Below are 8,455 nucleotides of genomic sequence, written 5' to 3'. Positions count from 1 at the left end.
CCCACCAGATCAACCGAACAAGCACAACGCCGCTGGCCGGCACCCCGCAGCATTGGGGTGCCGGCCAGCGGCGTCTGCGGCCCTTGGACAGCTGCCGTTCAGCGGACGGAGACTGTCCAAGATCCAGGCGTGCCCGGGGGTAGCCGCAGGTCACGGACGGCGGAAGACCACGACGGGGCTGGGGGGCGAGCGTGACCGGCGCAGGGATCAAGCCTGACCGCCCGGAGCCGGGCACGCTCGCCCCCAGCCCTCAAGAGCAACCAACCCCGAAGAGCAACCAACCCCCAAGCGCAACCACAGATCAACCGCAACCACGGATCAACCGGCAAACAGGCCACGACGCTCAGGAGGCGGCGCCCGACCAGCGGCGACCCAGCACGATGTCGACCACCGCGGCGACGAGCGCCAGCCCGATGATCGCGGCGGCCAGCACCAGTGAGTGCCGGAACGCGGTCGCCCAGTCGCCTCGGGTGTCGGCCAGCGTCGAGAAGAACAGCGCGCCGACCCCCGCGATCCCGGCCGCCGAGCCCATCCGCTGACCGGTCTGCAGCATGCCGGCCCCGCTGCCGGCCTGCGGCACCGGCACCTCGGACAGGGCCAGCGTCTGGTTCGGTGCGATGACCAGGCCACTGCCCAGCCCGGCCACCAGGAACGGCACCGCGGTCAGCACCGCCACCGAGCCGTGCAGCGAGCCGTGCAGCACCCACACGGTGGCGCCGAGACCGATCACCACGACCAGCAGGCCGGCGGCGACCAGTGGCCGGCCGTACCGGGTGACCACCCGGCCGCCCACCGCGGACGCCGCCGCCGAGCCGAGCGCGAACGGGGTGATGGCCAGGCCGGCGGCGAGGGCGCTGTAGTTGAGCCCGATCTGCAGGTACAGGGTGTAGATGAAGAAGATCGCGGTGAACCCGGCGAAGTAGAGCAGGCCGATCAGCGTCCCCAGGGTGTATGAACGCAGCCCGAACAGCCGCAGGTCGAACAGGGGTTGATGGGTGCGGGCGTACCGCCGCTCCCAGAGACCGAAGGCGGCCAGGAAGACGAGCCCGGCCGGAATGAGAATCCACTTCCACAGGCCGTGCCACTGCTGCCACTGCACCAGCGGGAGCAGCACCAGGGTCACCCCGATCCCGAGCAGCAGCACCCCGAACGGATCGAGCCGGTGCCGGTCTGGCGCACCCGAGGGCCGGGCCGGCATCAGCCGCCAGCCGAGCAGCACCGCGAGTACGCCGACCGGGACGTTCACGAAGAACACCAACCGCCAGCCGTGCTGCTCGCCGCCGAGCTGGATGAGCAGCCCACCGAGCAGCGGGCCGACCGCGGTGGAGATGCCGATGGTGGCACCGAGCAGCCCGAACGCGCGGCCCCGCTCGGCACCCCGGAACAGTTGCTGGATCATGCCGGTCACCTGGGGGTTGACCACCCCGGCTGCGGCGCCCTGCACGAGTCGGGCGACGATCAGCCACTGCGGCGAAGTGGAGAGCCCGGCCAGCGCGCTGGTCAGCGTGAACAGGATCAGCCCGGCCACGAACCCGGTACGCCGGCCGCGTGCGTCGCCGAACCGCCCGGCCGGCACCAGGATCAGGCCGAAGGTGAGCGCGTATCCGGACAGCACCCACTGCAGGTCGCTCGGCGTGGCGTGCAGGGCCCGGTCGATCGACGGTACGGCGACGTTGACGATGCTGACGTCCAGCAGCGTCATGAACGCGGCGACCAGGCCGACGCCGAGTGCCTGCCAGCGGCGCCGGTCGTCGTACCCGGCGGTGCCCGCCGGCGCCGACGACCGGTCCGTGCTCATCGTGCCCCCCGAAGGCCGCCGATCACGCTTCCCCGATCGCTACCCGGCTCCGGGTGGGGCAAACGACGAAGTCACGCCATCTGGCGCGCGCACCACCGCGGGCCGAAGTCCAGACCTGCCATCGGGGAGTCCTCGCGGTGGAGCAGACCACGCTCGGTGAGCAGGTGCAGCGGCTCCCGCAGCTCCTCCTCGGACATCCCGGTCTCTTCGGCGATCATGTCCGGGTAGGGCACGTGGCCCCGGACCTCCAGCGCGGTCACCGCCTGGTACACCCGTTGCTCGATGTCGGACAGCTGTACCTGCTGCATCGGTTCCCTCCTCGGCGTGACCCGCCCGCCGGGCGGGCGGTCTACGCCCGGCGGTTACCCCCAGGACCTCCGATGATGCCCACCCGAACGGGGGGTCGCGCCGGGCACGTGACCGGCGCGTCCGGCGGGTGTGCCCTAGGCTGCACCAGTGATCATCTGGGATCTCGTCGTCGTCGGTGGCGGCCCCGCCGGACTCTCCGCCGCGCACGCCGCGGCCCGGGCCGGCGTCCGCACCCTGGTGGTCGAGCGCGCCACCCATCCCCGCTACAAGACCTGCGGCGGAGGGCTGATCGGCACGTCGCTGGCCGAGGCCACCGACCGGATCGACGTGCCCGTCCACGACCGGGTCGACCACGTCATGTTCACCCGGGACGGGCGACGCGGCTTCACCCGCCGGCATACCGGGCCACTGGTGGCCATGGTCCGCCGCGAGGAGTTCGACGACCGGCTGCGGGCCGCCGCGGTCGCGGCAGGGGCCGAGGTCCGCGAGGGCGTCGCGGTTCGCGCCGTCGAGCAGGATCCCGACGAGGTACGCCTACGGCTGGCCGACGGCGACACCGTACGCGCCCGCGCCGTCATCGGCGCCGACGGCTCCTCCGGCGTCACCGCCCGGCACGTCGGAGTGGCCCACCGCCAGGTCGACCTGGGGCTGGAGCTGGAGCTGCCGGTCCCACCCGCCGAGCAGGAGCGTTGGCGGGGGCGGCTGCTGCTCGACTGGGGTCCGGTCCCCGGCTCGTACGCATGGGTCTTTCCCAAGGGCGACCGGCTCACCGTCGGCGTCATCTCCGCCCGAGGTGATGGCGAGCGGACCCGGGCCTACCTGCGGGACTTCGTGGCGCGGCTGGGCCTGTCCGGGGTGACCCCGGAGCACGATTCCGGCCATCTGACCCGCTGCCGGACGGAGGACTCGCCGCTGCGCCGTGGCCGGGTGCTGGTCGCCGGCGACGCGGCGGGCCTGCTGGAACCGTGGAGCCGGGAGGGAATCAGTTACGCCCTGCGTTCCGGCCGGCTGGCCGGCCAGGCGGTCGCCGGTGGCGACCTGGCCACCTACGAGCAGGAGATACACCGGCACCTGATGCCGGAGATGCGGGCCGGGCACCGCCTCCTCGAGGTCTTCGCGCGATGGCCGGACGTGTTCCACGCACTGTTGGCCACCCCGCCCGGCTGGCGGATGTTCGCCCGGTTCTGCGAGGGCCGGGCGAGCTTCGACCGGACCCTGTCCCGTCGCCCGGTCCGGGCCGGCCTGGCCCTGCTGGACGGGCTTTCGGCCCGGCGGGCGAAAGCGGCCGAGGCCCGCTCCTGACTCGGGCGGTCAGGGCACGATGACCGCCCGTCCGTGGATCTCACCCCGGCGTAGCAGCTCGTACGCCTCCGGTGCCTGATCGAGGGGGAAAGCCTGCACGTCGGCGTGCAGCTGCCCGAGCCGGGCCAGGGCGATCACCTCCTGCAGCTCGGCCCGGGTGCCCCAGAACGGGACCTCGACGCTGGTCTCGAGCGGTACGGTCGGTGGCTCGTCGGCGACCGGCCGGACCGGCAGCGTGCCCCCGGCGAGGCCGACCAGCAGCAGCCGGCCCCCGGTGGCGACCACCTGCCGGGCGGTGGTCAGGGTGGGATCGGCCCCCACGAAGTCGAGCACCACGTCCGCCCCGTCGGGCGGTGGGCCCACCAGCGCCCGGATCTTGTCGACGCTGTCCGGCCCGGCCTGCACCACCTCGTGGGCGCCCATCCGGCTGGCCAGGTCCAGCGCCGCCACGCTGGTGTCCACGGCGATGATCCGTACCGCGGTGGTGGCCACCAGGATCTGCACGGCCATGTGGCCCAGCCCGCCGATGCCGATCACCACGCACGTGGTGCCCGGGCGCAGCTTCGGCCGGGCCAGCTCGATGGCGTGGTACGGGGTGAGCCCAGCGTCGGTCAGCGGCGCCGCCTGGGTCAGGTCCATGTCTCCGATGCGCAGCAGGCGGGACGCGGGCACCGCCACCTGGTCGGCCAGCCCACCGTCGCGGCTGAGGCCGACACCACCGACCGGGACGACCCGGCACTGGTTCTCCAGGCCACGCAGGCAGGCGCGGCAGCGGCCGCACCCGATGATCCCGTACACCGCCGCCCGGTCCCCGGCGGACCAACCGGTGACCCCGGCGCCCACCTGGTCGACGGTGCCGGCGATCTCGTGGCCGAGCGTGATCGGGGTGGGGAACGTCCCTGCCGGCGCGTCGAGGATGTGCAGGTCAGAGTGACAGGCGCCGACGGCGCCGACGCGCAGCAGCACCTCACCCGGCCCGGCCGTGGGGGTGGCCACCTCCACCTGCTCCAGCACCCCGGGAGCGGTCATCCTCACCGCGCGCATGGTCGCCCTCCGCCTCCTCGCCACCGACCGGTCGCGGCGGCTTACCCGCACCGTGGGAGTTGATGCGAACGAGTGGACGGGCGGGCGCACAATGCGGTCATGAGCGAGCCGAGCGAGTCGTTCACCGACGAGGAGTACGAGTTCCTGCGGCACGTACGCTTCGGCGAACTGCCGCCCGCGGTGCGCCCCGAGGATCGGGTGGCGTTGACGGAGACGGACGCCCGTCGGGACCGCCCGGAACCGGTAGGCGGCCCCGACGAGTGGAACCTGCGGAACAGTCCGGGCTGAGCCCGGAAACGGCCGACGGGCCGCGGGGTGACCCCGCGGCCCGCCAAACCGGTACGGATCAGAAGACCGGCACGCCCTCGCGGACCAGCTTCCAGTTCGGCACGAAGAAGTCGGCCGGGTTGATGGCACCCTTGGCCTGCGCCCACTCGATGAGCAGCTGGCGGATCTCCTGCTGCTCGTTGTAGACCTGGGTCTTCACGACACCGGGGAAGTTGCCGCCACCGCTGCGCCGGTAGTTGTTGACCGCGACCACGAACTGGGCGTCCGCGGCGACCGGGGTGTCGGTGCCCGGCATGACCAGACGGGTGATCCGCTGGCCGACCGGCTTCGAGATGTCGATGTCGTAGTCGACACCCGAGAGCGTGTCGTAGTTGTAGTCCGGCACGCTCGAGTCGCTGATGGTGGCCGGGTTGACGGCCGCGCCTACCGCAAGCGTCCGGAAGTACTTCGCCGAGTACTCCAGGTACGCCTTCACCTCGGCGCCGGTCATGACGACCGCCTCGAGGGTGTTGTCGTACACGTAGAGGCCCGCGACGTCGCGGATCCGCACGTCACCGGCGGGGAAGACCGCGGTACGGCTGAACGGCGCCGCGATCGACAGCACCGGCAGGTTCGCGTACGCGGTGCCGGCGAGCGCCGCGGCCACCACGTCGGTCTGGACCTTGTTGATGAAGTCCAGGATCGGGGTGTCCTTGTACCGCGACTCGGCGGCCGAGAGCTCCACGGTGGACCGCGCGACGACCTGGTTGACGTAGTCGACCGTCTTGGTGTGCTGGCCGCGCACGGCCGCGAGCACCGCCGGGTCCTCGACCACGGTGTTGGTGTTCAGCATGGTGGCGTGCTTGTCGACCACCTTCCAGCGGCCCTTCTCCCGGGTGAGGGTGAAGTCCATCCGGGTCAGCCGCTGGCCCCACCTCGACGGCTCCGAGGTCAGCACCCGCTCGCCGGTCTTGGTGTTGGTGACGAACCTCTCCGGGATCTCGTTGTGCGCGTGGCCGAAGAGGATCGCGTCGATGCCCGGCACCTGCTGGGCGATCAGCGCGACCGGGTTCTCGTTCGGCAGCTCCGGGCCGTAGCTGGAGGTGCCGCTGTCGCCGCCGTGCGCGGAGATGATGACCACGTCGGCACCGCGGTCCCGCATGATCGGCACCCACTTCGCCGCGGTCGCGATCATGTCCTCGAAGACCAGCTTGCCCTCGACGTTGCCCTTGTCCCAGATGGCCACGCCCGGGTTGGTCAGGCCGAGGATGCCGACGTTCAGCGCCGGAGCGCCGTGCCCGCCGAGGTTGACCGGCTTGATCACGTACGGCAGGTAGGCCGGCTTGCCCGTGGCCTCGTTGATCGCGTTGGCGGCCAGCGCCGGGAAGCCGAGCTGACTGATCCACTGGGCCAGCAGGGGCAGGCCGTAGTTGAACTCGTGGTTGCCCAGCGTGACGGCGTCGTAGTTCAGCACGTTCATCGCGTTGGCCATCGGGTGCGTCTCACCGGTGACGGTGATCGGCTCCTGCTTGGCGTAGTAGGTGGCCAGCGGGGTGCCCTGGATGGTGTCACCCGCGTCGAGGACCAGGGTCGCCTTGCCCTTGCGCTCGGCGCGGATCTGGTTGACCAGGGTGGCCAGCTTCGCGACGCCGACGTCGTTGTGCTGGCTGTCGTCGTACTCGCCGTCCTTGTAGTAGTCCCAGTTGTAGACGTTGCCGTGGGTGTCCGAGGTGCCGAGGACGGTCAGGTCCCAGGTCGTCGTGCCGACGCCGTTGCCGGTCGCGGCGGCGGCCCGGGCGGGAGCGCTGGCAAGCAGGGGAGCGGTCGCGGCGGCAGCCGCGACGGCCAGCACCTGGCGGCGCGAGGCGCCGGAGGAGGAAGTCATGAGGTGCCTTTCCATGGGGGTGGACGCGCCGCGTGGGGCGCCGTTGCGCACCATAACGACCAATCGCCACTGACGCCACATCCCCCGGGATGTTTCACCTCGGCAGCGCCGCCGGCTGCCTCCGTGTAACACGGCGGTCACCGCGCGGTCGTGTTCGCCCCGGTCAACGGGGCCAGGCGGCCATCCGGCGGCGAACCTCGGCGACCTGCTCCGCGTCGAGCCCGTAGCGCGTGAAGCGGCGGTCCGGCACCTGGTCCAGGTAGCGGCCCGCCGCCCGGACGTCCGCCAGATCCAGCGCCGGGTCCACCTGACGCGCCAGGTCCAGCAGTTCCGCCACGTCGTACCGGCCCAGGGCGGCGGACACGTCGATGTAGTCGCGTACCTCGCGGCGGTTGACCAGCGCAGCGGTCTTGTTGGCGATCAGATCACGCACGTCCATCACCGGACCCAGGTCCATCACCACCGGGCTGCGGTACCGGTCCAGCCGAGCCAGACTCAGCCGGATCTGCCGGCCGTCCCGGCTGACCACGAAATCCCGCATGTCCCGGTCGAAGCCGTCGAAGAGCTCCGCCAGCTCGCTGTCCGGGTCCGCGTCCGCCACCTGGTACCCGGCCCGCTCCAGCGCGGCCCGCACCCCGGCCGCCGCCGCCGCGGCCGCGCCCTCCACATCGGCGAACAGGTCGACGTCCTCGGTCGGCCGGGTGAACAGGCCGTGGGCCGCCCACGCCACCCCACCGCCCAGCACGAACCGGTGTGGGCCGGCGGCGGCCAGAGCCACCCGGGCCACCTCCCGGTAGAAGTCGTGCAGATGGCTCACGCGGTACGCAGATCCCGGTGCTGGTTCTCCCACGCCATGCGTACGCCCCGGGGCAGGTTGAGCCGGCGCCACACCCGGCGCAGTGTCCGCCCGTCGATCAGCTCGCGCAGGTCGTCGGCCCGCGTGGTTTCCCGCAGCACGTTCTCGTACATCCAGAGCAGGTCGTCCGGGTCGCCGAGGTCGAACGCGCGTTCGCTGCTCCACATCAGGCGTACCGGCAGCTCGATGATGCCGCGGGTGGGGCCGGTGAGCTCGCTGAGGGCACAGGCCACCACGGCGGGACGCCCGGGGCGGGCGAGGTACGCGCTGGTGGTGGCCGGCATGCTGTCAGGGTAACTCCTGACTCGTCCGTTGCGGCCCTCCGCATTCTTGCGGTTCCGGGTGTTCGTCCGTGGTTGCGGTCGGCCTGCGCGTCCCGCGCCTGGGGGTACGTCCGTGCGCCCGCTCGGTGATTCGCCCTCTTTCACGGAAATAGTGGTCTCCCGTCGCGTTGAGGCCACTCTTTCCGTGAAGTTGTGCGGATCTAGCATCGGGTGCGGGTGGTCTGGGGCCGGGTGTCCGATTCCGGTGGTGGTCGGCGGCTTCCTCAGCCAGGAATGGCTGGCGGTCGGGGGTGGTTGAACACGGGTGCACGGCCGAGGAAGACACCCTGCGAGGCCGGGGTGTGCGGGCCCGGAATGATGGTGGGCCGCCGGTCGTTGTACATGGTCCCGGCGCCGCGAAGAGGCGATCCCCTTGCCCCGCGGGCCAGCCGGTCGAAGACTTTCCCCCCTTGTTTGTGCGCCTGACGGTGCTTGCGTGCCCGCTGGTTCCCCCTCCGGACCGGTGCCTGGTGCGCCAACCCCCGAATGGAGCTTTGGTCATGACTTCGATGCTGCGTAAGACGATTCTGGGTGTTGCTGGTCTGGCTTTCACCGGTGGTGTGTTCGCCGGTCCGATCGCCGCGCACGCCGCCGAGCCGGTGCACACCACCCCGGCCGCCGTGCAGGCCGACAAGCCGGCCGTGGACACCGCGAAGCTGATTCCGCACGGT

At 71.7% G+C, this 8,455-nt stretch carries 8 protein-coding genes; 2 read left to right on the top strand and 6 right to left on the bottom strand.

Annotated features, from left to right (window positions below; genetic code table 11):
* Positions 1-343: 343 nt before the first annotated feature.
* A complete protein-coding gene (locus tag ACNAVT_RS31430) occupies positions 344-1,798 on the bottom strand; it encodes an MFS transporter (RefSeq protein WP_416301607.1) in 1,455 nt (484 codons plus the stop codon).
* A gap of 71 nt (positions 1,799-1,869) precedes the next feature.
* Positions 1,870-2,106, bottom strand: coding sequence for a hypothetical protein (locus ACNAVT_RS31425; RefSeq protein ID WP_416301606.1), 237 nt, complete (start codon positions 2,104-2,106; stop codon positions 1,870-1,872).
* A gap of 148 nt (positions 2,107-2,254) precedes the next feature.
* On the opposite strand from ACNAVT_RS31425, the gene ACNAVT_RS31420 reads away from it, so the two are divergent.
* On the top strand, positions 2,255-3,409 hold the full coding sequence (locus ACNAVT_RS31420) for a geranylgeranyl reductase family protein (protein ID WP_416301605.1): 1,155 nt from the start codon (positions 2,255-2,257) through the stop codon (positions 3,407-3,409).
* Positions 3,410-3,418: 9 nt separating this feature from the next.
* Here ACNAVT_RS31420 and ACNAVT_RS31415 read toward each other — a convergent pair whose 3' ends face one another.
* Positions 3,419-4,453, bottom strand: a complete 1,035-nt coding sequence (locus ACNAVT_RS31415; RefSeq protein WP_416301604.1) for an NAD(P)-dependent alcohol dehydrogenase — start codon at positions 4,451-4,453, stop codon at positions 3,419-3,421.
* 99 nt (positions 4,454-4,552) lie between these two features.
* Here ACNAVT_RS31415 and ACNAVT_RS31410 point away from each other — a divergent pair, with 99 nt between their 5' ends.
* Positions 4,553-4,741, top strand: coding sequence for a hypothetical protein (locus ACNAVT_RS31410; RefSeq protein ID WP_416301603.1), 189 nt, complete (start codon positions 4,553-4,555; stop codon positions 4,739-4,741).
* Positions 4,742-4,799: 58 nt separating this feature from the next.
* Here the strand turns inward: ACNAVT_RS31410 and ACNAVT_RS31405 are convergent, their stop codons facing one another.
* The 3 genes from ACNAVT_RS31405 to ACNAVT_RS31395 all read right to left on the bottom strand — a co-directional run bounded on the left by ACNAVT_RS31405 (position 4,800) and on the right by ACNAVT_RS31395 (position 7,745).
* Positions 4,800-6,605 (bottom strand): bifunctional metallophosphatase/5'-nucleotidase, encoded by a 1,806-nt coding sequence (locus ACNAVT_RS31405; protein WP_416301602.1) that lies wholly within the window; start codon positions 6,603-6,605, stop codon positions 4,800-4,802.
* Between the two features lie 163 nt (positions 6,606-6,768).
* Positions 6,769-7,422 (bottom strand): nucleotidyl transferase AbiEii/AbiGii toxin family protein, encoded by a 654-nt coding sequence (locus ACNAVT_RS31400; protein WP_416301601.1) that lies wholly within the window; start codon positions 7,420-7,422, stop codon positions 6,769-6,771.
* On the bottom strand, positions 7,419-7,745 hold the full coding sequence (locus ACNAVT_RS31395; RefSeq protein WP_416301600.1) for a hypothetical protein: 327 nt from the start codon (positions 7,743-7,745) through the stop codon (positions 7,419-7,421). The genes ACNAVT_RS31400 and ACNAVT_RS31395 overlap by 4 nt, the downstream gene beginning before the upstream one ends.
* Positions 7,746-8,455: the final 710 nt, after the last annotated feature.

The sequence above is a fragment of the Micromonospora sp. SL4-19 genome, assembly GCF_047921475.1.
In the GTDB taxonomy this organism is placed as follows: domain Bacteria; phylum Actinomycetota; class Actinomycetes; order Mycobacteriales; family Micromonosporaceae; genus Micromonospora.
This window is presented reverse-complemented; position numbering and strand designations above follow the sequence as displayed.

Bases quoted from the DNA above. Each gene is read 5' to 3' on its own strand.
- ACNAVT_RS31430 (WP_416301607.1), bottom strand. From the start codon at position 1,798: ATGAGCACGGACCGGTCGTCGGCGCCGGCGGGCACCGCCGGGTACGAC.
- ACNAVT_RS31425 (WP_416301606.1), bottom strand. From the start codon at position 2,106: ATGCAGCAGGTACAGCTGTCCGACATCGAGCAACGGGTGTACCAGGCG.
- ACNAVT_RS31415 (WP_416301604.1), bottom strand. From the start codon at position 4,453: ATGCGCGCGGTGAGGATGACCGCTCCCGGGGTGCTGGAGCAGGTGGAG.
- ACNAVT_RS31410 (WP_416301603.1), top strand. From the start codon at position 4,553: ATGAGCGAGCCGAGCGAGTCGTTCACCGACGAGGAGTACGAGTTCCTG.
- ACNAVT_RS31405 (WP_416301602.1), bottom strand. From the start codon at position 6,605: ATGACTTCCTCCTCCGGCGCCTCGCGCCGCCAGGTGCTGGCCGTCGCG.
- ACNAVT_RS31395 (WP_416301600.1), bottom strand. From the start codon at position 7,745: ATGCCGGCCACCACCAGCGCGTACCTCGCCCGCCCCGGGCGTCCCGCC.